This window comes from Kitasatospora azatica KCTC 9699, from assembly GCF_000744785.1.
Lineage (GTDB): Bacteria > Actinomycetota > Actinomycetes > Streptomycetales > Streptomycetaceae > Kitasatospora > Kitasatospora azatica.
This window is the reverse complement of record NZ_JQMO01000003.1, coordinates 1,347,375-1,368,920: the sequence shown is the minus strand read 5'-3', so window position 1 is coordinate 1,368,920 and position 21,546 is coordinate 1,347,375. Positions and strand designations below refer to the sequence as shown.

At 71.4% G+C, this 21,546-nt stretch carries 16 protein-coding genes and 1 pseudogene; 10 read left to right on the top strand and 7 right to left on the bottom strand.

All coding sequences use genetic code 11. The features are described from left to right. Positions 1 to 218: 218 nt before the first annotated feature. Together BR98_RS17160 and BR98_RS17155 are read left to right on the top strand one after the other, a co-directional pair. Complete coding sequence (locus tag BR98_RS17160) at positions 219 to 1,391, top strand: inorganic phosphate transporter (protein ID WP_083976679.1); 1,173 nt, start codon at positions 219 to 221, stop codon at positions 1,389 to 1,391. A 10-nt stretch (positions 1,392 to 1,401) separates the two neighbouring features. Then, positions 1,402 to 1,644 carry a hypothetical protein gene (locus BR98_RS17155; RefSeq protein WP_035845737.1) on the top strand — a complete coding sequence of 81 codons (243 nt, stop codon included), beginning with the start codon at positions 1,402 to 1,404 and terminating at the stop codon, positions 1,642 to 1,644. A 66-nt stretch (positions 1,645 to 1,710) separates the two neighbouring features. On the opposite strand, the gene BR98_RS17150 is transcribed toward BR98_RS17155, so the two are convergent. Together BR98_RS17150 and BR98_RS17145 are read right to left on the bottom strand one after the other, a co-directional pair. Continuing rightward, positions 1,711 to 3,210, bottom strand: coding sequence for an MFS transporter (locus BR98_RS17150; RefSeq protein ID WP_083977492.1), 1,500 nt, complete (start codon positions 3,208 to 3,210; stop codon positions 1,711 to 1,713). A 149-nt stretch (positions 3,211 to 3,359) separates the two neighbouring features. Beyond that, positions 3,360 to 3,845 (bottom strand): MarR family winged helix-turn-helix transcriptional regulator, encoded by a 486-nt coding sequence (locus BR98_RS17145; RefSeq protein ID WP_051969865.1) that lies wholly within the window; start codon positions 3,843 to 3,845, stop codon positions 3,360 to 3,362. 203 nt (positions 3,846 to 4,048) lie between these two features. Here BR98_RS17145 and BR98_RS17140 point away from each other — a divergent pair, with 203 nt between their 5' ends. Next, entirely contained in the window at positions 4,049 to 4,288 is a 240-nt protein-coding gene (locus BR98_RS17140; RefSeq protein ID WP_035845734.1) for a hypothetical protein, read from the top strand. Positions 4,289 to 4,340: 52 nt separating this feature from the next. Here the strand turns inward: BR98_RS17140 and BR98_RS17135 are convergent, their stop codons facing one another. From BR98_RS17135 to BR98_RS17125, 3 genes are all read right to left on the bottom strand, one after another. Beyond that, positions 4,341 to 4,871: a GtrA family protein gene (locus tag BR98_RS17135; protein WP_083976678.1), complete on the bottom strand. Its 531-nt coding sequence runs from the start codon at positions 4,869 to 4,871 to the stop codon at positions 4,341 to 4,343. Positions 4,872 to 5,074: 203 nt separating this feature from the next. Then, the gene (gene lon / locus BR98_RS17130; protein ID WP_035845732.1) at positions 5,075 to 7,486 is read right to left on the bottom strand and encodes an endopeptidase La; all 2,412 of its coding nucleotides are present in this window, start codon (positions 7,484 to 7,486) and stop codon (positions 5,075 to 5,077) included. A gap of 108 nt (positions 7,487 to 7,594) precedes the next feature. Next, entirely contained in the window at positions 7,595 to 8,368 is a 774-nt protein-coding gene (locus BR98_RS17125) for a rhomboid-like protein (RefSeq protein ID WP_157537821.1), read from the bottom strand. Between the two features lie 479 nt (positions 8,369 to 8,847). Between BR98_RS17125 and BR98_RS17120 the strand changes: the two genes are divergently transcribed. The 7 genes and pseudogenes from BR98_RS17120 to BR98_RS17090 all read left to right on the top strand — a co-directional run bounded on the left by BR98_RS17120 (position 8,848) and on the right by BR98_RS17090 (position 19,164). Then, entirely contained in the window at positions 8,848 to 9,579 is a 732-nt protein-coding gene (locus BR98_RS17120; RefSeq protein ID WP_083977488.1) for a response regulator transcription factor, read from the top strand. 95 nt (positions 9,580 to 9,674) lie between these two features. Then, complete coding sequence (locus tag BR98_RS17115; protein WP_051969863.1) at positions 9,675 to 10,817, top strand: sensor histidine kinase; 1,143 nt, start codon at positions 9,675 to 9,677, stop codon at positions 10,815 to 10,817. Between the two features lie 382 nt (positions 10,818 to 11,199). After that, positions 11,200 to 14,960 (top strand): annotated as a pseudogene (locus BR98_RS17110) (multifunctional oxoglutarate decarboxylase/oxoglutarate dehydrogenase thiamine pyrophosphate-binding subunit/dihydrolipoyllysine-residue succinyltransferase subunit). A 107-nt stretch (positions 14,961 to 15,067) separates the two neighbouring features. Then, the gene (locus BR98_RS36405) at positions 15,068 to 16,783 is read left to right on the top strand and encodes a serine/threonine-protein kinase (RefSeq protein WP_051969862.1); all 1,716 of its coding nucleotides are present in this window, start codon (positions 15,068 to 15,070) and stop codon (positions 16,781 to 16,783) included. Positions 16,784 to 16,835: 52 nt separating this feature from the next. Further along, the gene (locus BR98_RS17100; protein ID WP_035845728.1) at positions 16,836 to 17,015 is read left to right on the top strand and encodes a DUF6104 family protein; all 180 of its coding nucleotides are present in this window, start codon (positions 16,836 to 16,838) and stop codon (positions 17,013 to 17,015) included. A 204-nt stretch (positions 17,016 to 17,219) separates the two neighbouring features. Next, positions 17,220 to 18,110, top strand: a complete 891-nt coding sequence (locus BR98_RS17095) for a DUF4097 family beta strand repeat-containing protein (protein ID WP_035845725.1) — start codon at positions 17,220 to 17,222, stop codon at positions 18,108 to 18,110. Between the two features lie 73 nt (positions 18,111 to 18,183). Further along, positions 18,184 to 19,164, top strand: coding sequence for a PadR family transcriptional regulator (locus BR98_RS17090; RefSeq protein ID WP_035845723.1), 981 nt, complete (start codon positions 18,184 to 18,186; stop codon positions 19,162 to 19,164). Positions 19,165 to 19,223: 59 nt separating this feature from the next. Here BR98_RS17090 and BR98_RS17085 read toward each other — a convergent pair whose 3' ends face one another. Next, complete coding sequence (locus BR98_RS17085; protein ID WP_035845721.1) at positions 19,224 to 20,186, bottom strand: zinc-binding dehydrogenase; 963 nt, start codon at positions 20,184 to 20,186, stop codon at positions 19,224 to 19,226. 110 nt (positions 20,187 to 20,296) lie between these two features. Continuing rightward, positions 20,297 to 21,493 carry an NAD(P)-dependent malic enzyme gene (locus BR98_RS17080; protein ID WP_035845719.1) on the bottom strand — a complete coding sequence of 399 codons (1,197 nt, stop codon included), beginning with the start codon at positions 21,491 to 21,493 and terminating at the stop codon, positions 20,297 to 20,299. Positions 21,494 to 21,546: the final 53 nt, after the last annotated feature.

Sequence of the window (21,546 nt, the reverse complement as noted above, 5' to 3'; positions counted from 1 at the left end):
CAGATCTCATCTTTCGGCAGCAAGACGGACATTCTCCGCATACCCCCAGATCGCACCAGGTCAAGACATCTGCCAGACTCTCTGCGGCAAGGCTCAGGACATGTACAACTCCCTGAAGCCGTGGGTAGTTAACCTTCCGTTCACCCACCATCCCTACGGTCACCGCTGAGCACAGCTGCAGAACACGTCAGTCCGACAACTACGACGATTGTTTGGTTATGGAACACATCACGTTCCTGGTGGCGGTGGTGATCGTCACGGCGCTCGCCTTCGACTTCACCAACGGCTTCCACGACACCGCCAACGCGATGGCCACCTCCATCGCCACCGGCGCACTGCGGCCCAAGGTCGCCGTCACCATCGCCGCGATCCTCAACTTCGCGGGTGCCTTCCTGTCCGTGAAGGTGGCCGGGACCATCTCCGGCGGCATCGTCAACGAGAAGGCGGGCATCCACCCCTCGGTGATCTTCGCCGCGCTGGCCGGCGCGATCCTGTGGAACCTGCTGACCTGGCTGCGCGGCCTGCCGTCCAGCTCCTCGCACGCGCTGTACGGCGGCCTGATCGGCGCCACCGTGGTCGGGGTCGGACTGCACGGGGTGAACTTCAGCGTCGTGGTCAGCAAGATCCTGATCCCGGCCGTGGCCTCCCCGATCGTGGCCGGCCTGGCCGCCTGGGGCGCCACCAAGGCCGCCTACCTGATCACCCGCAAGGCCGGTGAGAAGACCAGCACCAAGGGCTTCAAGGTCGGCCAGATGTTCTCCGCCTCGCTGGTCTCGCTGGCGCACGGCACCAACGACGCGCAGAAGACCATGGGCATCATCACCCTGACCCTGGTCTCGGCCGGCGCGCTGCCCAAGCACTCGCTGCCCCCCACCTGGGTGATCGTCAGCGCCGGCCTGGCCATCGCGATCGGCACCTACATGGGCGGCTGGCGGATCATCCGCAGCATGGGCAAGGGCCTGACCGACGTTCAGGCGCCGCAGGGCTTCGCCGCCGAGACGGCCACCACCGCGGTCATCCTGACCTCCTCGCACATGGGCTACGGCCTGTCCACCACCCAGGTGGTCTCCGGCGGCATCATGGGCGCCGGCCTGGGCGGCCCGAAGGCCCAGGTGCACTGGAGCATGGCCCGCCGGATGGTCTACACCTGGGGCCTGACCCTGCCCGCCGCCGCCACCGTGGCCGGCGCGGCCGCCTTCGTCGCGGACCGCGGCACCTGGGGCGTGCTGCTGGTCGGTGCCGCGCTGGTGCTCGGCTCGGGCTCCATGTGGCTGATCTCGCGCCGCCAGCCGGTGACCGCCGGCAACGTCAACGAGGTCACCCCGGTGGACGTGACGCCGACCGCGTCCGCCACCGCACCGTCCGCCGTCACCACCACCGTCGCTGCCTGAGGAGGCTGCCATGCAGATCAAGTGGAACGCCCTCGCGCAGACCGCCGGCATCAGCTTCACCATCACGGTGCTCGTGGTCGCCGCCTTCGCCCTCGGCATCCTGGCCCTGTCCCGGCGCGAGGCCGCCGTCGAGGCCTCGGCCGCCGGTGAGTCCGGCGCCGGTCGCGGCACCGTCGCGCTGGCCGGCGCGGGTGTCTGCTTCGCCGCCTGCGCGGCGGCGGTCGGCTACGGGATCAGCCTGATCGCGGGCTGACACCCGGACACAACGCGAGAGGGGCTCCGCACGAACCGTGCGGAGCCCCTCTCGCGTTGGTCGCGGTCAGCCGCTCTCGCGGGTGCGCAGCGGCACCTCGCGGATGCCCAGCACCAGCAGGAAGGCCAGCAGCGCGAACGGCGCCGCGACCAGGAAGACGGTGCCGATCCCGTGCCCGAAGGCGTCGGTGACCAGCGGCACCAGCGGCGCGGGCAGCCGGTGCAGGTCGGGCAGCTCGCCGCCGCCCGGCGCACCGCCGGCTGCGGGCAGGTGCGCGGCCGCCAGGTTCTGGGTCAGGTAGTGGGTGACCTTGGTGCCGAGCAGCGCGCCGAGCGCGGAGACACCCATCGCCCCGCCCATGGTGCGGAAGAAGGTGACCGCCGAACTGGCCGTGCCCAGTTCCTTGACCGGGACGGTGTTCTGCACCGCCAGCACCAGGTTCTGCGAGGTCAGGCCGAGGCCCACGCCGGTGGCGAGCATGTAGAGCGAGAGCAGTCCGTACGGGGTGTCGGCCCGGGCGGTGCCGAGCAGCAGGAAGCCGAGGGCGAGCAGGAAGGTGCCGGCCACCAGGTAGCGCTTCCACTTGCCGTGCTTGGTGATCAGTCGGCCGGCCGCCGCGGAGGAGGCGGCCAGGCCCAGGATCATCGGCAGCGTCATGATGCCGGCCATGGTGGGGGTCTTCTCCCTGGCCAGCTGGAAGTACTGGCTCAGGAAGGTGGTCGCGCCGTACATCCCGATCCCGACCAGCGCGCTGGCCGCGGCGGCCAGGCTCACCGTGCGGTGCCGGAACAGGGTGAGCGGGATGATCGGCTCGGCGGCCCGACACTCGGTCAGCACGAAGAGCGCGGCCAGCAGCAGCCCGCCGCCGACCATCGCCGCGGTCTGCCAGGAGGCCCAGGGGTAGTTCTTGCCGGCCAGCGTCACCCAGATCATCAGCAGGCTGACCGCGCCGGCGATCAGCAGCGCGCCGAGGTAGTCGATCCTGGCCTTCCGCCGGACCACCGGCAGGTGCAGGGTGCGCTGCAGCACCACGATGGCGACCAGCGAGAACGGGATGCCGACGTAGAAGCACCAGCGCCAGCCGAGCCAGGGGGTGTCCACGATGACGCCGCCGATCAGCGGCCCACCGATCGTGGCCAGTGCGAAGACGGCGCCGAAGTAGCCGCTGTAGCGGCCGCGTTCGCGCGGCGGGACCATGGCCGCCAGGCAGATCTGGCCGAGCGCGACCACGCCGCCGGCGCCGATGCCCTGCAGCACCCGGCAGCCGATCAGCTCGCTGGTGTTCTGCGAGAGGCCGGCCAGCGTCGAGGAGACGATGTAGATCACCAGTGCCACCTGCATCAGCAGTTTCTTGCTGACCAGGTCGGAGAGCTTGCCCCAGATCGGGGTGGAGGCGGTGAGGCTGAGCAGGGCAGCGGTGATCACCCAGGTGTAGGCGGACTCGCCGCCGTGCAGGTCGCGCAGGATGGTCGGCAGCGCGTTGGAGACGATGGTCGAGGAGAGGACCGCCACGAAGAGGCCGAGCAGCAGGCCGGAGAGCGCTTCGAGGATCTCCCGGTGCGTCATCGGACGGTCGTCGGCACCGCCCTGGTGCTGGCGGTGGACCTGGGGTGTCGCGGGTATTGCGGCCATGGAGACGCGTCCTTAGATTCGTTGCCCAGGGCAACTATAAGGACATTGGTTGACTCAGGCAACCTTCTCGGCCGGCAACCTTGTCAGTCGGCAAGCTCCGGGTGCCGGTAGAGGGTCTGGGCCGCCTCGTTGAACCGGGCCAGCAGCCGGGCGAACTGGGCCAGGTCGTCCGCCTCCCAGGCGCCGAGCAGCTCGCGGAACGAGGCCAGCCGCGCCTCGTGCGCCCTGCGGTAGCGCCGGGCGCCGTCCTCGGTGAGCGAGACCAGCGAGGCCCGCCCGTCCAGCGGGTCCGGCTGCCGGGCCACCAGGTCGAGCTCCTCCAGCGCCTTGATCTGCCGGCTGATGGTCGCCTTGCCCACCCCGAAGTGAGTGCCGACCTCGGTCACCCGGACCTCGCCGGCGTCGTAGAGGTGGGCCAGCAGGCTGTAGGCCATCCCCTCCAGCTGCGGGTGCACCAGGCGGGACATCTCGGCCGAGCGGGCCCGGCCGCGCCGGAACATCACCGCGACCTCGCGCTCCACCGCACGGAAGACAGCCTCCTGCGCCGCCTGCTCCTCGTCCACGCCCACCGCCGCTCACCAGCCCGTTTCGCCGATCCCCGGCGCGCGATCAGTATCCACGAAACCGTTCATGCTATGACGTGTCGAACTAGTCCGTCTTGCTGCCGTATCGCCGGAAATGGAGCGCCGATGCCAGGATTCGTCAGCGAGTTCAAGGACGCCGTCACCGCCCGCGCAGCCCTCCTGGTCGTCGCCGTGCTGCTGCTCCGCTGATGCCGCCGTTCTGGCGGGCGATCGGCGCCTGGCTGCCGAACGGCGCCGGCACCGAGGTGGCCCGCTCGATCGCCCACTTCGGCGGCACCGACGTCACCGCGCCGCTGCTGGTGCTCAGCGCCTGGGCGGTGGCCGGCTTCGCGCTCGCCCTGCTCGCGGTAGTGATCCGGCCCCGGAGCGGCCGCCCGATGGCGGCGGCCCCGGGGCCGGAGGTCGAGCTGACGCGGGTTCAGCCCTGAAAGTCGTGGGGTCGTGCAGGTCGCGCAGGTCTGCGGGTCGTGCGGAAGGCGGTCAGCCCACCCGCGCCGGCGGCTCGGCCTGCTCGTCGGCGGTCTCGCCGCTCGCCTTGGTGGTGGTGAAGACGAACTTCTTCATCGCCCAGTAGCGGAACGCCATCGCCACCAGCGTGCCGAGGATCATGCCGCTCATGAAGTCGGCGACTTCCTGCGTGAAGTGCGTCACATTCGGCTCGCGCAGGTTGAACACGTACCGGCTGGCCAGCAGCGGCAGGTCGTTCACACCCACCGCGATCGCGCTGACCACGATGAACGGGATGGCCTCCTTGTGGCTGCCCTCGGAGCGGAACGACCACGCCCGGTTGAGCAGGTAGGAGACCACGGTGGCCACGGCCGTCGCGATGGTCAGCGCGACCACCGGCTTGGATCCGCAGACGGTGAGCTTCAGCCCGTAGTTGATCACCAGCGTCAGCACGAAGCACGTGCCACCCACCAGCAGGAACTTCACCAGACTGCGGTGCTGCACCAGGAACGGACGCAGCGGCCCAGGCACCTTGGCCAGGGCTTTCTGTGTAGGCGACGGCATTTGCGCAGTGTCGCACAGGAACCCGATCGGCTGTCACCCGACTCCCCGGATCGGCACGCCGGTCAGCCTGCCGCGATCCGGAGCGCGCCCGTGGTAGCGCCCTGGTGGACCACACCGGCGGTGGGTGCACGACCGATGCCCGGCGGACCGTCAGGTCCGTCGGGCACCGGTCACGCTCCGGTCGGGCACCGCTCCGCGTCAGCTCACGCCGCCGCGCTCTCCACCAGCACCCCCGCCGGCTCCAGGGCCAGCGCCAGCACCTCGCGGACGTCCGCGACCGGGTGCACGGTCAGGCGCTCCAACACCTCGGCCGGGACGTCGTCCAGGTCGGGCTCGTTGCGCTTGGGGATGATCACCGTGGTGATACCGGCCCGGTCGGCGGCGAGCAGCTTCTGCTTGACGCCCCCGATCGGCAGCACCCGGCCGGTGAGCGAGACCTCGCCGGTCATCGCCACATCGGTGCGGACCTTGCGGCCGGAGAGCAGCGAGGCCAGCGCGGTGGTCATGGTGATGCCGGCGCTCGGTCCGTCCTTGGGGACGGCGCCCGCGGGGACGTGCAGGTGGATGCCGCGCTCCCGCAGTCCGGTGACCGGGAGCTCCAGCTCGGCGCCGCGCGAGCGCAGGAAGGAGAGCGCGATGTGGGCGGACTCCTTCATCACGTCGCCCAGCTGCCCGGTCAGCGTGAGGCCGGTGGAGCCGGTCTCCGCGTCGGCCAGCGAGGCCTCGATGTAGAGGACGTCGCCGCCGGCGCCGGTGACCGCCAGGCCGGTGGCCACGCCGGGCACGGCGGTACGCCGCTCCGCGGGCTCCTGGGCCGACTCCGGGGTGTGGTGCGGCCGGCCGATCAGGCCGCGCAGGTCCTCGGCGCCGATCGCGGTGGGCAGCTCACGCTCGCCCAGCTCGCTCTGCGCGGCGACCTTGCGCAGGATCCGGGCCACCGCCCGCTCCAGGTTCCGCACGCCGGCCTCGCGGGTGTACTCGCCGGCCAGCTTGCGCAGCGCCTCCTCGGAGACCGTCACGGTGTCGCCGGACAGGCCGGTCCGCTCCAGTTGCCGGGGCAGCAGGTGGTCGCGCGCGATGACGACCTTCTCGTCCTCGGTGTAGCCGTCCAGTCGGACCAGTTCCATCCGGTCGAGCAGCGGCTCGGGGATGGCCTCCAGCACGTTGGCGGTGGCCAGGAAGACCACGTCGGACAGGTCGAGCTCGACCTCCAGGTAGTGGTCCCGGAAGGTGTGGTTCTGCGCCGGGTCCAGCACCTCGAGCAGGGCGGCGGCCGGGTCGCCCCGGTAGTCCGAGCCGACCTTGTCGATCTCGTCCAGCAGCACCACCGGGTTCATCGAGCCGGCCTCCTTGATGGCCCGCACGATCCGGCCGGGCAGCGCGCCGACGTAGGTGCGCCGGTGGCCGCGGATCTCGGCCTCGTCGCGCACCCCGCCGAGGGCCACCCGGACGAAGTCGCGGCCCATCGCCCGGGCCACCGACTCGCCCAGCGAGGTCTTGCCGACGCCGGGCGGGCCGACCAGGGCCAGCACCGCTCCGCCGCGACGGCCGCCGACCAGGGTCAGCCCCTGGTCGGACCGGCGCTTGCGCACCGCCAGGTACTCGACGATCCGGTCCTTCACATCGGCCAGGCCGGCGTGGTCGGCGTCCAGCACCGCGCGGGCGCCGGCGATGTCGTAGGTGTCCTCGCTGCGGTTGTTCCACGGCAGCTCGAGCACGGTGTCCAGCCAGGTGCGGATCCAACTGCCCTCGGGCGACTGGTCGCTGGAGCGCTCCAGCTTGTCGACCTCCTTGAGGGCGGCCTCGCGGACCTTCTCCGGCAGGTCGGCGGCCTCGACCCGGGCGCGGTAGTCGCCCTCCTCGTCCACCGCCTCGCCGTTCAGCTCGGCCAGCTCCTTGCGCACCGCCTCCAGCTGGCGGCGGAGCAGGAACTCCTTCTGCTGCTTGGCCACGCCCTCCTCGACGTCCTTGCGGATGGTGTCGTTGACCTCCTCCTCGGCGAGGTGGTCGCGCAGCAGCTGCAGGGCGTACTCCAGCCGGGCCACCTGGTCGGCCTCCAGCAGCACCTTGAGCTTCTGCTCGGCGGTGGCGAAGGGGGCGTAGCCGACGTTGTCGGCCAGCTCGCCGACGCCCTCGATCTGCGCGACCCGGTCGACGATCTGCCAGGCGCCGCGCTTGCGCAGCCACTCGGTGGAGACCGCCTTGTACTCCTTGACCAGCTCGGCGGCCCGGCCGGCCACCGGCGTGCCCACCGAGGACTCGCGGAACGGGCTGGTCTCCACCCAGAGCGCGGCGCCGGGGCCGGTGGTGCCGACGCCGATCCGCACCCGGCGGACCGCGCGGACCAGTGCGGCCGGCTCGCCGTCGGCCAGCCGGCCGACCTGCTCGACGGTGGCCAGGGTGCCGACCGCCGCGTAGGAGCCGTCCAGCCGGGGCACCAGCAGCACCTGCGGCTTGCCGCCGTCCACCGACGACCGGGCGGCGGCCCGGGCCGCCTCCACGGCGGCCCGCACCTCGGTGTCCTTGAGGTCCAGCGGCACCACCATGCCCGGGAGCACCACCTCGTCGTCGAGGGGCAGCACGGGCAGAGTGAGCGAAGCGGACGTCGATGCCATGATCTCTCCCCAGTCAGTGAACTTGAGTCGACATGACTAAGGCTTGGTCAGGGCCGGATGTTCCCCGGGCTTTGTTCGCTCTGAGCGATCAGGGAGGGAAGGTTCGGACTACGCCCGGTCGAGCGCCGGCTGCGTCAAGTTGGCATCGAGCCGACTGCGCTGCCGCACCGGCCGGAGCGGCCCGCGCGGACCGCGGCGCGGCCGCCGCAGCACCGGCCAGAGCGCCACTCCGGCGAGCAGGGCGGTCGGGTGCCCGACCGCCGTGACCAGGTCCTGGTCCGAGGTGATCTGGTGGACGATCAACAGCACCGCCCCGGTCAGACCGAGCAGCCGCCCGCGCGGCGTGAGCAGGCCGCTGAGCGCCCCCAGGCTGGCCAGCACGCCGTAGCTGACGCCGATGTCCAGCTCGTCCAGGATGCCCGGACCGATCTTGCCGAGCGCCACCGCGACCCCCACCACCAGCTGGGAGAGCAGCGTCCCGGCGACATGGCCGGCCGCGAAGACCCCGGCCGCGCGCAGCGGGCCGACCCGGCGCTCCAGCGGCGCCACGGTGAAGGCGAAGGCCCACAGGTAGGGCATCCAGACCGGCCCGGCCACCCAGAGCCCGCTCATCAGCAGCGAGCGCACGGGGGTGCTGAGCAGGTGGTGGCCGTCGGTGCTGGACATGGTCTGCAGCTGGTGCACCAGCCGCGGGTCGGCGAGCCGGGCGAAGACCGTGGTGCCGGCCAGCACCAGCAGGTAGAGCAGCGCGAAGGGGTTGCGCCGGGGCGTCGGCGCACGATCCAGCACCCACTGCAGCGGGCCGGTCCGCAGGCCCAGGCGCAGGCCCGCGTAGGGCGCCACTGGGGCGCATCGCGCGCCGCCCCGAGATGCGTCCGCCATTGCGCCTCCGTCCGTCGCCGGTCCACCGGGCCAGTCGGGGCCAGGTGAGCATGACACGCTCGCTCCGCGTGCACACCGTGCCATCAGGGGCCGGTTTCGTCCACGGTACGGGTTCAGCCTGAGAGTCAGCTGAGGAAGCTTCTGTGGTGCTCGTTACGGCAGTTCAGGACTTGGTATAGACCTTCATGCGGGAAAGCACAGCCGCCGGGGCGGTGACGGGTTCGTGCATACACACCGTTACGGTGAGGCGACATGGACGGGTAAGGTAGCGGCCCGTGCCGGTCCCCGGGGCGCGCGCTACGGCCGGTGGTCCGGAAATCTGCGGTCCGCCTGCCGGGGCCTGCCCGCTGTCCGTACGCTGCGAGGTGTGCAGCCCGGGACCACGTACCGGCACGGCAAACAACGACGGAACAAGACTACGAGCGGTGCCGCACTCCCACAGGTGACGGCCCGCAGGCCCTGGGGGCGGTGGCGTGACCGTGACAGAAATTCAGCAGGACACCAGCGCGAGCGGTGTGATTGCCCAACGACGTGTTCTGGTGGTGGAGGACGAACCCACCATCGCCGAGTCCATCGCGGCCCGACTGGGCGCGGAGGGCTTCAAGGTCGCCGTGGCGCACGACGGTCCCGGCGCGGTGGACGGCTTCCACACCTGGCAGCCGGATCTCGTGGTGCTCGACATCATGCTCCCCGGCTTCGACGGCCTCGAGGTCTGCCGCCGGATCCAGGCCCAGCGCCCGGTCCCGGTGCTGATGCTGACCGCCCGCGACGACGAGACCGACCTGCTGGTCGGCCTCGGTGTGGGCGCCGACGACTACATGACCAAGCCGTTCTCGATGCGCGAGCTGGCGGCCCGGGTCAACGTGCTGCTCCGCCGGGTCGAACGGGCCCAGCAGGCGGCCAGAACCCCGGCCCTCGGATCGCTGCGCTTCGGCGAACTGGAGATCGACCATGTCCAGCGCCGGGTCCGGCTCGCCTCGGGCGACGTCCACCTGACGCCGACCGAGTTCGACCTGCTGGCCTGCCTGGCCGCCCAGCCGCGCGCGGTGCTCACCCGCGAGCAGCTGCTGGCCGAGGTCTGGGACTGGACCGACGCCTCCGGCACCCGCACCGTGGACAGCCACGTCAAGGCGCTGCGCCGGAAGATCGGTGCGACCTGGATCCGTACCGTGCACGGCGTGGGCTACGCACTGGAGGCACCGGTCGGATGACCGGCCCGGTCGACCACCGAGGTGGGTCGACCAGTGATGTGAATGGGTACCTGCGGGGGGCCACGGGGGCACAGGAGCACGGGGACCGAGCACCGATGACAACCGATACCGAGTCCGACCCGAAGCCGCGCCGGCGGCCGCTGGGTCGATTGGCAGCGCGGATCTGGCAGGCCATCCGGCCGCTCGATCCGGTGCGTTCGATCAAGGGCAGGCTGGGCCTGCTGGTGATCATCGCGGTGGTCATCGCCACCGGCCTGGTGGTGATCGCGATCCGGTCCGGCACCCAGGTGCGGGTGATCATGGTCTTCTCGATGATCGCCTCGCTGCTCTTCATGCAACTGCTGGCCCACACCCTCACCGCGCCGCTGCGCGAGATGACGGTGGCGGCCCGGGCGATGGCCGGCGGCGACTACAGCCGCCGGGTCAAGGCCGGCTCACGCGACGAGATCGGCGAGCTGGCGGCCACCTTCAACACCATGGCCGCCGATCTGGAGGCCGCCGACCGGCACCGCCGGGAGCTGGTGGCCAACGTCTCGCACGAGCTGCGGACACCGATCGCGGCACTGCAGGCGGTGCTGGAGAACATGGTGGACGGCGTGGTCCCCCCCGATGCGGGGACCCTCGGCGCAGCCCTGGAGCAGACCGAGCGGCTCGGTCGACTGGTCACCCACCTGCTGGACCTGTCCAAGCTGGACGGCGGCGTGGTGCCACTGGACGCCCGCGAGTTCGAGGTCGGCCCTTTCCTCACCGGCGTGCTGCGCGGGCTCACGGTGGACGGCGCGACCGCCGGCGGCGCGTGGAGCCGGCGCGACGACGTCCGGCTGCGCCTCGACGTGCACCCGGAGGGCCTGACCGGCGTGGCCGATCCGGAGCGGCTGCACCAGGTGGTGGCCAATCTGGTGGACAACGCCTGCAAGCACTCCCCGGCCGGCGGACTGGTGACGGTCCGGGCCCGGGCCGGCGAGTCGCCGCAGGCCCTGCTGCTCGAGGTGGAGGACCAGGGCCCGGGGATCCCGGCCCAGGACCGCACCCGGGTCTTCGACCGGTTCAGCCGGACCGGCACCGCGACCGCGCACGGTCCGGGCAGCGACGGCGGCACCGGTCTCGGCCTGGCCATCGCCCGCTGGGCGGTGGACCTGCACGGCGGTCGGATCGAGGTGGCGGACGGCTCCGGCGGCTGCCTGATCCAGGTGGCGCTGCCGGGCGAGCTGCCGGCGGTGCCACGGCCTCGGCTGTGAAGCCCACCGCGCAGCCCGCTGTGAAGCTCGCCGTGAAGCCCGGAGGTGGCCGCTGACCAGCGCCGACCTCCCGTACTGTCCACCGCGGCCAGCTTTGTCACCGAATTGGGACAACTCGGTGATCGACAGCCCCGAAACGGTCACAACCGGCCAATCTCCCGGCTCTTTGTCCGCTTTGGGGCTGTTTTATCCGCTGCTCAGCCGCGATCGCTTCCCCGCCCAGGCGCGTTTCTAACGCATCTTTCCGGCCAATGTGGCTGAGGACACTGTGATCTGGGCGACGCCTACCCCCCGGGGACTGCGCGATCACTGATCAGGGGCGTAGCCTTAATCCCCGCTGTCCAAACATCCCAAAAGGAAGCGGAAGAGGGCGGTTGCCGCCGTGTCGCCACAGTCCCCTGAAACCCCCAACAGCTCGGCAAGCTCCACTGGCTTCGGCCCCAATGAGTGGCTCGTCGACGAGATCTACCAGCAGTACCTCCAGGATCCGAACTCGGTCGACCGAGCCTGGTGGGACTTTTTCGCCGACTACAAGCCCGGTACCGAGGTGACCCCAGTGACCCAGGCCGCGACCCAGGTCGGCCCCACGCCGACCACCGTTGCTGCCCCTGCCCCAGCTGCCGCCCCCGTGGCGCCTGCCCCCGCCGCCGCTCCGGCAGCCGCGCCCGCCGCCCCGTGGCCGCGCCCGCGCCTGTCGCCGCCGCGCCGCTGGCAGCCGCTCCGGCCGCGCCCCCGGCCCCCAAGGCCGCCGCGCAGGCCGCTCCGGTGGTGGAGAGCGCAGGGCCCGAGCTCGTCCCGCTGCGCGGCCCGGCCAAGGCGGTGGCGACCAACATGGACGCCTCGCTCGAGGTCCCGACGGCCACCAGCGTGCGCGCCGTCCCGGCCAAGCTGTTGATCGACAACCGCATCGTCATCAACAACCACCTGCAGCGCGCCCGTGGCGGCAAGGTCTCCTTCACGCACCTGATCGGCTACGCCATGGTGCAGGCGCTGAAGGCGACCCCGGGCATGAACCACAGCTACCAGGTCAAGGACGGCAAGTCCTTCCTGGTGAAGCCGGACCATGTGAACCTGGGCCTGGCGATCGACCTGGTGAAGCCCAACGGTGACCGCCAGCTGGTGGTCGCGGCCATCAAGAAGGCCGAGACGCTGGACTTCTTCGGCTTCTGGCAGGCCTACGAGGACATCGTCCGCCGGGCCCGCGCCAACAAGCTGACGATGGACGACTTCACCGGCGTCACCGTCTCGCTGACCAACCCGGGCGGCATCGGCACCGTGCACTCGGTGCCGCGCCTGATGCAGGGTCAGGGCACCATCCTCGGTGTCGGCGCGATGGAGTACCCGGCCGAGTTCCAGGGCTCCAACCCGGAGACCCTGGCCCGGCTCGGCGTCTCCAAGATCATGACGCTGACCTCGACGTACGACCACCGGGTCATCCAGGGCGCCGCCTCCGGCGAGTTCCTGCGCGCGATCCACCAGCTCCTGCTGGGCGAGCACGGCTTCTACGACGAGGTCTTCGAGTCGCTGCGGATCCCGTACGAGCCGGTCCGCTGGGCCACCGACGTCGCCACCACGCACGAGGACGACGTCAACAAGACCGCCCGCGTCATGGAGCTCATCCACTCCTACCGGGTCCGCGGCCACCTGATGGCCGACACCGACCCGCTGGAGTACAAGCAGCGCAAGCACCCCGACCTGGACGTGGTCCAGCACGGCCTCACCCTGTGGGACCTGGAGCGCGAGTTCGCGGTCGGCGGCTTCGGCGGCCAGAAGATGATGAAGCTGCGCGACGTCCTCGGACTGCTGCGCAACACCTATTGCCGCACCGTCGGCATCGAGTACATGCACATCCAGGACCCCAAGCAGCGCAAGTGGCTGCAGGAACGCCTGGAGAAGCCGTACACGAAGCCGGAGCGCGAGGAGCAGCTGCGGATCCTGCGCCGGCTGAACTCGGCGGAGGCCTTCGAGACCTTCCTGCAGACCAAGTACGTCGGCCAGAAGCGCTTCTCGCTGGAGGGCGGCGAGTCGCTGATCCCGCTGCTGGACGCGACCATCGACTCGGCGGCCGAGCACCGCCTGGACGAGGCCGTCATCGGCATGGCCCACCGCGGCCGGCTCAACGTGCTGGCCAACATCGTCGGCAAGCCGTACGGCAAGATCTTCGGCGAGTTCGAGGGCAACCTGGACCCGAAGTCGATGCACGGCTCCGGCGACGTGAAGTACCACCTCGGCTCCGAGGGCACCTTCACCGGCCTGGACGGCGAGACCATCAAGGTCTCGCTGGCCGCCAACCCGTCCCACCTGGAGACGGTCGACCCGGTGGTCGAGGGCATCGCCCGGGCCAAGCAGGACATCCTGGACCAGGGCGGCACCACCTTCCCGGTGCTGCCGATCCAGATCCACGGCGACGCGGCCTTCGCCGGCCAGGGCGTGGTCGCGGAGACCCTGAACATGTCGCAGCTGCGCGGCTACCGCACCGGCGGCACCGTGCACATCGTGGTGAACAACCAGGTCGGCTTCACCGCCGCCCCGGCCTCGTCCCGCTCCTCGATGTACTGCACCGACGTGGCCCGGATGATCGAGGCCCCGATCTTCCACGTGAACGGCGACGACCCGGAGGCCGTGGTCCGCATCGCGCGGCTCGCCTTCGAGTTCCGTCAGGCCTTCCACAAGGACGTCGTGATCGACCTCATCTGCTACCGCCGCCGCGGTCACAACGAGGCCGACAACCCGTCGTTCACCCAGCCGCTGATGTACGACCTGATCGACAAGAAGCGCTCGGTGCGCAAGCTCTACACCGAGGGTCTGATCGGTCGCGGCGACATCACCATGGAAGAGGCGGAGCAGGCGCTCCAGGACTTCCAGGGCCAGCTGGAGAAGGTCTTCGCGGAGGTCCGCGACGCGGCCTCGGCGCAGACCGCGGCCGCCAACGGCCGCCCGGTCGCCGACTTCCCGGTCAACATCCAGACCGGCATCTCCCAGGAGATGGTCAAGCGGATCGCCGCCTCGCAGGTCAACCTGCCCGACTGGCTGACCGTGCACCCGCGTCTGCTGCCGCAGCTGCAGCGCCGCGCCGCCTCGATCGAGGACGGCACCATCGACTGGGCCACCGGCGAGACCCTCGCCATCGGCTCGCTGCTGATGGAGGGTCACCCGGTCCGGCTCGCCGGCCAGGACAGCCGCCGCGGCACCTTCGGCCAGCGCCACGCGGTGCTGATCGACCGGGTCACCGGCGAGGACTACACCCCGCTGCTGTACCTGACCGAGGACCAGGCCCGCTACACCGTCTACGACAGCCTGCTGTCGGAGTACGCGGCGATGGGCTTCGAGTACGGCTACTCGCTGACCCGCCCGAACTCGCTGGTCATGTGGGAGGCGCAGTTCGGCGACTTCGTCAACGGCGCGCAGTCGGTGGTGGACGAGTACATCTCCTCGGCCGAGCAGAAGTGGGGCCAGCACTCCGGCGTCACCCTGCTGCTGCCGCACGGCTACGAGGGCCAGGGACCGGACCACTCGTCGGCCCGCCCGGAGCGCTTCCTGCAGCTGTGCGCCGAGAACAACATGACGGTCGCCATGCCGACGCTGCCGTCGAACTACTTCCACCTGCTGCGCTGGCAGGTGCACAACCCGCACCACAAGCCGCTGATCGTCTTCACGCCGAAGTCGATGCTGCGTCTGAAGGCGGCGGCGAGTGCGGCGGAGGAGTTCACCTCCGGTTCGTTCCGTCCGGTGATCGGCGACTCCACGGTCGACCCGAAGAACGTGCGCAAGGTGGTCATCACCGCGGGCAAGTTCTACTACGACCTGGAGGCGGCCCGCGCCGAGCGCGGCGTCACCGACACCGCCCTGGTCCGGATCGAGCGGCTCTACCCGCTGCCGGTCGCGGAGCTCCAGGAGGAGCTGGCCCGCTACGGCGAGGACGTCCAGTTCATCTGGGCCCAGGAGGAGCCGGCCAACCAGGGTGCCTGGCCGTTCATCGCGATGAACCTGGTCGACCACCTGGACGTGGTGATCGGTCGCAAGGCCAGCGGTGGCCGGCTGCGCCGGGTGGCCCGTGCGGCCGCCTCGGCTCCGGCCGTCGGCTCGGCCAAGCGGCACGCCGCCGAGCAGCAGGCGCTGGTCGAAGAGGTCTTCAGCCTCTGACAGCACGCCTGACATCGCGTCAATGATGTTGTGGGGCCCGGTCTCATCCTGAGACCGGGCCCTTCGCTAGTCTCTGCGCCATGCCTGCCGAGCACTCGCGACCAGCCATGTCTCCGTTTCCGATCTTCCAGCCGCTGCTCTCGGACGACCCGGCGGAGGTCGCCGGGTACCGGCTGTACGCGCGGCTCGGCTCCGGCGGGATGGGACGGGTCTACCTCTCGTACACCCCCGGCGGGCGCCCGGTGGCGATCAAGGTGGTCCGACCGGAGCTCGCCGAGGACCCCGAGTTCCGCCGCCGGTTCGCCCAGGAGGTGGCGAGCGCCCAGCGGATCCATGGCCTCTACACCGCCCAGCTGATCGACTCCGGCACCACCGCCGAGGTGCCCTGGCTGGTCACCGCGTACGTGCCCGGTCCCTCGCTGCAGCAGGTGATCCGCGAGCACGGTCCGCTGCCGGTGCGCACGGTGCTGCTGCTGATGGGCGGCATCGCCGAGGCGCTGCAGGCGATCCACAGCGTCGGGGTGGTGCACCGCGACCTCAAGCCGGCCAATGTGCTGATGGCCGCCGACGGTCCGCGGGTGATCGACTTCGGCATCGCCCGGGCCGCCGACGCGACCTCGCTGACCAGCACCGGCCTGCGGGTCGGCTCGCCCTCCTTCATGGCTCCCGAGCAGGCCCAGGGCAGGGAGATCACCCCGGCCGCCGACGTCTTCGCACTCGGCGCGCTCGCCGCCTACGTGGCCGGCGGTGTCCCGCCGTTCGGCGAGGGCTCGGAGACCGCGGTGCTCTTCCGGGTGGTGTACGAGGAGCCCGAGATGGCCGCGGTGCCGGCCGACCTGCGCGGGCTGCTGCTGCGCTGCCTGGCCAAGTCGCCCGAGGAGCGGCCGGCGCCCGCCGAGATCATCGAGTCGGCCCGCAGCCACCCGGAGGTCGGCGGGCAGCTGCGGTTCACGGACGGTTGGCTGCCGGCGACGGTGGACAGCGAGATCACCCGGCGCTCGGAGCTGCCCAGCGCTCCCGCCACCACCGTCGCGCCGCCCGGCGAGGTCCTCGCCGGCCCGCTGTCGCCGGCGCGGCAGACCATGGTGCTCCGGGCGGCCGCACCGTCGGTGCACCCGGTGGCACCGGCGACCGAGACCCTGCCGACGAAGCCGCAGCGGCCCAAGGGCGCCTCCCGCAAGACCGTACTGGCGGTGGCCGTGGCGACGGCCCTGGGCGGCGCGGCGGCGGGCGTGGCGCTGACCCGCGACGACCACGGTGGCGGCGGCCGCAGCGCCGACCACGTGAGCACGGCGCAGCCGGCCAACCCGACCTCGGCGCCGCCGACGCCGACGCTGACGCCGACCACCGACGCCGCGCGCACCGGCTCCCCGGCGGCCAGTGGCTCGCCGAGCGGCGGCCCGTCGGCGAGCGGCAACGCGTCGCCGACCGCCCGGCCGCCCAAGTACACCGCGGTCTACAAGGACCGGGTGCTGTCGATCGGCACGGACGCGGACTACCAGTTCGACCTGAAGAACGGCAAGGTCGAGCCGGGCGGCGCGGCCGACTGGCACCTGAGCACGTACGGCCCGTACTACCAGATGAGCGACGGCACCGACGCCTACATCGCCAAGGACGGCAGCGCGCTGACCGCCGAGCAGTGCTCGGCCGGCATCGACCGCGAGCCCACCGGCGAGCTCGCCGCCAGCGCCCTGCCGGCCAACCGCTTCTTCTGCCTGCGCTCTCGCGCCTCGGGCGCCGTCGTGGTGCTGCGGGTGGTCAAGCCGGCCGACACCAACGGCGCCACCACCTGCTCGCTCAGCTACTACCGCAATGACGGCTGACGATCCCCGACTATCCTGACCCGGTAGCACCCATCCCGAACCGGAGCACACCGTGTACTTCACCGACCGCGGCATCGAGGAGCTGGCGGACCGGCGTGGCGAGGAGGAGGTCACCTTCGAGTGGCTGGCCGACCGTCTGCGCGAGTTCGTGGACCTCAACCCCGACTTCGAGATCCCCGTCGAGCGGCTGGCCACCTGGCTGGCCCGGCTCGACGACGAGGACGACGAGTAGAGGACGACGAGTAGCAGGAGCACCACGTTGAAGGGCCCGGGAGGCAACCGCCTCCTGGGCCCTTCAACGTTCTCGGCGCGCAGAACTCCTTGACTTCTGCGCCACGCGATATATCGTGTTTCTCGGAAGACGCGATACATCGCGATCGCCGGATCGTCGCCCCTCCAGGGTACGACGGCGGCCGCGCAACGGGAGGAAGAAGCAATGAGCCAGTGGACGGTCAGCGAGCCTGACAAGATCACCATCGAGGAGCCGGTCAGCGCCCTGCAGGTGCGGATCATCGGCGGCGCGGTCAACGTGGTCGCCGCCGAGGGCCCCGCCCGCCTGGAGGTGACCGAGCTGGAGGGCGAGCCGCTCCAGGTCACGCTGGTCGACGGCGTGCTGACGGTGACGTACCCCAACCTCTCCTGGGGCGACTTCAGCGAGGGCCTCAAGTCGGTCGACGCGGCCAAGAGCCTCTTCGGTTCCTGGCGGCGCAAGCGCCAGGCCGTCGCAGTGGTCTCGCTCACCGTCCCGGCCGAGACCCCGGTCCGGCTCGGCACCGTCAACGCCGAGGCCACCGTCTCCGGCGTCCGCGGCAGCACCACGGTCTACGGCGTGGCCGGCGGCACCACGCTGGTCGGGCTGGACGGCACCGTCGAGGCCAGCTCGGTCTCCGGTGACGTGGACGCCCAGTCGGTCTCCGGCGAGCTGCGGGTCAAGACCGTCTCCGGCGACCTGACCGTGGTCTCCGGCACCGCCGCCAAGCTGCGCGCCAACACGGTCGGCGGCGCGGTCACCCTGGACCTGGCGGGCGGCTCGCCGGCCGACATCAAGATCAACACCGTCACCGGGGACGTCGCGGTCCGACTCCCCCAGCCCGCCGACACCAAGGTCGAGGCCGGCAGCACCAGCGGCGAGTTCTCCACCGCCTTCGAGGAGCTGACCGTGGGCGGCACCTGGGGTGCCAAGCGGCTCACCGGCACGCTCGGCGCGGGCACCGGCAAGCTGCAGGTCGCCACCGTCTCCGGCGCCATCTCGGTGCTGCGCCGCCCGGAGCCGGAGGACGAGGGCCCCAGCCTGGTCAAGGAACTGGAGAAGGGCGCGGAGGCATGAGCGAGCGAAGCGAGCGAATCATGATGGGCGGCGCGTGCTGCGAAGCGGCCGCCGAGCGAAGCGAGGCGGGCGCATGAGTAGCGTGTTCGCACACGGGCGGTTGCGGCTCTACCTGCTGAAGCTGCTGGAGGAGTCGCCGCGCCACGGCTACGAGGTGATCCGCCTGTTGGAGGAGCGCTTCCACGGTCTGTACGCGCCCTCCGCCGGGACGGTCTACCCCCGGCTGGCCAAGCTGGAGCAGGAGGGCCTGGTGGAGCACTCCACCGAGGGCGGCCGCAAGGTCTACCGGATCACCGACGCGGGCCGGGCCGAGCTGACCGCCCGTCAGGAGGACTTGGCGGAGCTGGAGGTGGAGATCAGCGACTCGGTCGCCCAGCTGGCCGGCGCGATCCGCGAGGACGTCCGCGACCTGGCCAAGGACCTGCGCGACGAGCTGCGCACCGCCGCCCGCACCGCCCGCCGGGCCGAGCCCGCGGAGCCGGCCGGCGACCCGGCCTGGCAGCGCACCAAGGAGGAGTTCGCCGAGTTCAAGGCCCAGGCGAAGCGGGCCAAGGAGCAGGAGCGGGCCGCCAAGGAGCAGGCCAGGCGGGCGAAGGAGGAGGCCCGCAAGGCGCGCGAGCAGTCCCAGGCCGTCCGACAGGCCGCCCAGCAGGAGGCGCTGCGGATCAAGCGGCGGGTCGAGCAGCAGGTCCGCGACCACGTCAGCAAGGGCGACTGGCCGACCGGACTGGCCGAGGGCTTCTCCGAGCTGACCAAGGGCCTGGCCGGCCTGGCCGATCCGTCCCGCTGGGACACCTCGGCCAAGTCCGAGGAGAAGATCACCGTCAGCCGGGTCGACCTCGACAAGGACACCGCCCCGGCCGACCTGCCCGACTGGGCCCGCACCGACGCGTCGGCCGACCCGAGCCGCGAGTTGGACCGCCTGCTGGACCGCTTCCGCGACCAGATCCGCGACGCGGCCCGGGACGGCGGCCCGCTGACGGCCGATCAGCTGGCCGAGGCCCAGTCCGTGCTCGCCTCGGCCGCCGAACGGCTGCGCCGCCGGCTGGGCTGACCGCAGAGCGAAATGAACAGCGAGCGCGAGCCCGGTCCCCCGGGCTCGCGCTCGCTCTGCTACGGCTCCAGGACGATCTTGCCGAAGACCTCGCCCTTGGCCAGCCGGGCGAAGGCCTCGCGGGCCTCGGCCAGCGGGAGCACCGAGTCGATCACCGGGCGCACCCCGGTGTTGGCGCACAGCGCGAGCAGTCCGGCCAGCTCCTCCTTGGTGCCCATGGTGGAGCCGACCACCTTGAGCTCCAGGAAGAAGATCCGGTTCAGCTCGGCCGACTTGGGAGAGGGCCCGGACGTGGCGCCGGAGATCACGATGGTCCCGCCGGGCCGCAGCGCCTTCACCGAGTGCGACCAGGTGGCGGCTCCGACCGTCTCCATCACCGCGTCCACCCGCTCCGGCAGCCGGGCGCCGGACTCGAAGGCGGCGTCCGCACCCAGCTGGACCGCCCGGGCCCGCTTGGCCTCGTCCCGCCCGGTGACCCAGACCCGCAGGCCGGCCGCCTTGCCGAGGACGATCAGTGCGGTGGCCACGCCGCCGCCCGCGCCCTGGATCAGCACCGTGTCGCCCGGGCGGACGCCCGCGTTGGTGAACAGCATCCGATAGGCCGTCAGCCAGGCCGTCGGCAGGCAGGCGGCCTCGGCGAAGGACAGCTCGGCGGGCTTGGGCAGCAGGTTCCAGGTGGGGACGGCCACCTTCTGCGCGAGGCTGCCCTGGTAACGCTCGGTCAGGATGGAGCGCGGCTCATCGGGTCCGACCCCGTGGCCGCTCTGCCCGATCACCGAGTGGATCACCACTTCGCGGCCCTGCTCGTCCACCCCGGCCGCGTCGCAGCCGAGGATCATCGGCAGCCGCTCGGCGGGCAGGCCCACCCCGCGCAGCGACCAGAGGTCGTGGTGGTTGAGGCTGGCGGCCTTGACGGTCACCACGCTCCAGCCGGGCCGGGCCTGCGGCTCGGGCAGCTCCCCGAGTTCCAGGGCACCCAACGGGTCGTCAGCATCGATACGGGCGGCGTAGGCGGCGAACATGGACCGGACACTAGCCCGCAACGACCGGGGCCCGGAACCACGCGCGAGTGTGACCTCCACCGCGTGTCCCGGGCCCGGTGCCGGTGGGTACGGCTAGGGCCTGTCCGGCCCTAGCGCCGTGCGACGCCCTCGCGCCGGGCCGCCTCGGCGACGGCCTTGGTGACCGCCGGGGCCACCCGCGGGTCGAACGGCGACGGGATCACCTTCTGCGCCGTCAGCTCGTCCGCGACCACGGCGGCCAGCGCCTCGGCGGCGGCCAGCTTCATGCCCTCGGTGATCCGGGTGGCCCGCACCTGCAGCGCGCCGGCGAAGATGCCGGGGAAGGCCAGCACGTTGTTGATCTGGTTCGGGAAGTCGGAGCGGCCGGTGGCCACCACGGAGGCGTACTTGTGCGCGACCTCGGGGTGGATCTCCGGGTTCGGGTTGGCCATCGCGAAGATGAAGCAGCCCTCGGCCATGGTCGCCACCGCCTCCTCCGGCACGGTGCCGCCGGAGACGCCGATGAACACGTCCGCGCCGTTCAGCGCCTCGGCCAGCGAGCCCTTGAGCCCGGCCTTGTTGGTCAGCGCGGCGATCTCGGCCTTGACGTCGGTGAGGTCCTCGCGGCCCTGGTAGACCACGCCGCGCCGGTCGCAGACCGACACGTCGCCGATGCCGGCCGCGACCAGCATCTTGGCGATCGCGATGCCGGCCGCACCGGCCCCGGAGATGACGGCCCGCAGCTCGCCGATCTCGCGGCCGGTCACCTTGGCGGCGTTCCACAGCGCGGCGGTGGAGACGATCGCGGTGCCGTGCTGGTCGTCGTGGAAGATCGGGATGTCCAGCGCGTCCTGCAGCCGGCGCTCGATCTCGAAGCAGCGGGGGGCGGAGATGTCCTCCAGGTTGACGCCACCGAAGGACGGGGCCAGCCGGACCACGGTCTCCACGATCTCGTCCACGTCGGTGCAGTCCAGCGCGATCGGCACCGCGTCCACGCCGCCGAACTGCTTGAACAGGATCGCCTTGCCCTCCATCACGGGCAGCGAGGCCTGCGGGCCGATGTCGCCCAGGCCCAGCACGGCGGTGCCGTCGGTGACGACCGCGACCACGTTGGACTTCCAGGTGTAGTCGTTCACCAGCTCGGGCTGCTCGGCGATGGCGGTGCAGACCCGGGCGACCCCGGGGGTGTAGGCGAGGGACAGGTCGTCCGCGTCGCGCACCGGCACGGTCGCCCGGACCTCCATCTTGCCGCCGCGGTGGAGCGCGAACACGGCGTCGACGGGGTCCTCGGTGTCCTGAGTACGAGGGTGAATGATCTCCGCTGCCACGATGACCTCTTCGTCATGATCAGCGAGGACGACGCCCGACGTTTTCGACCCGC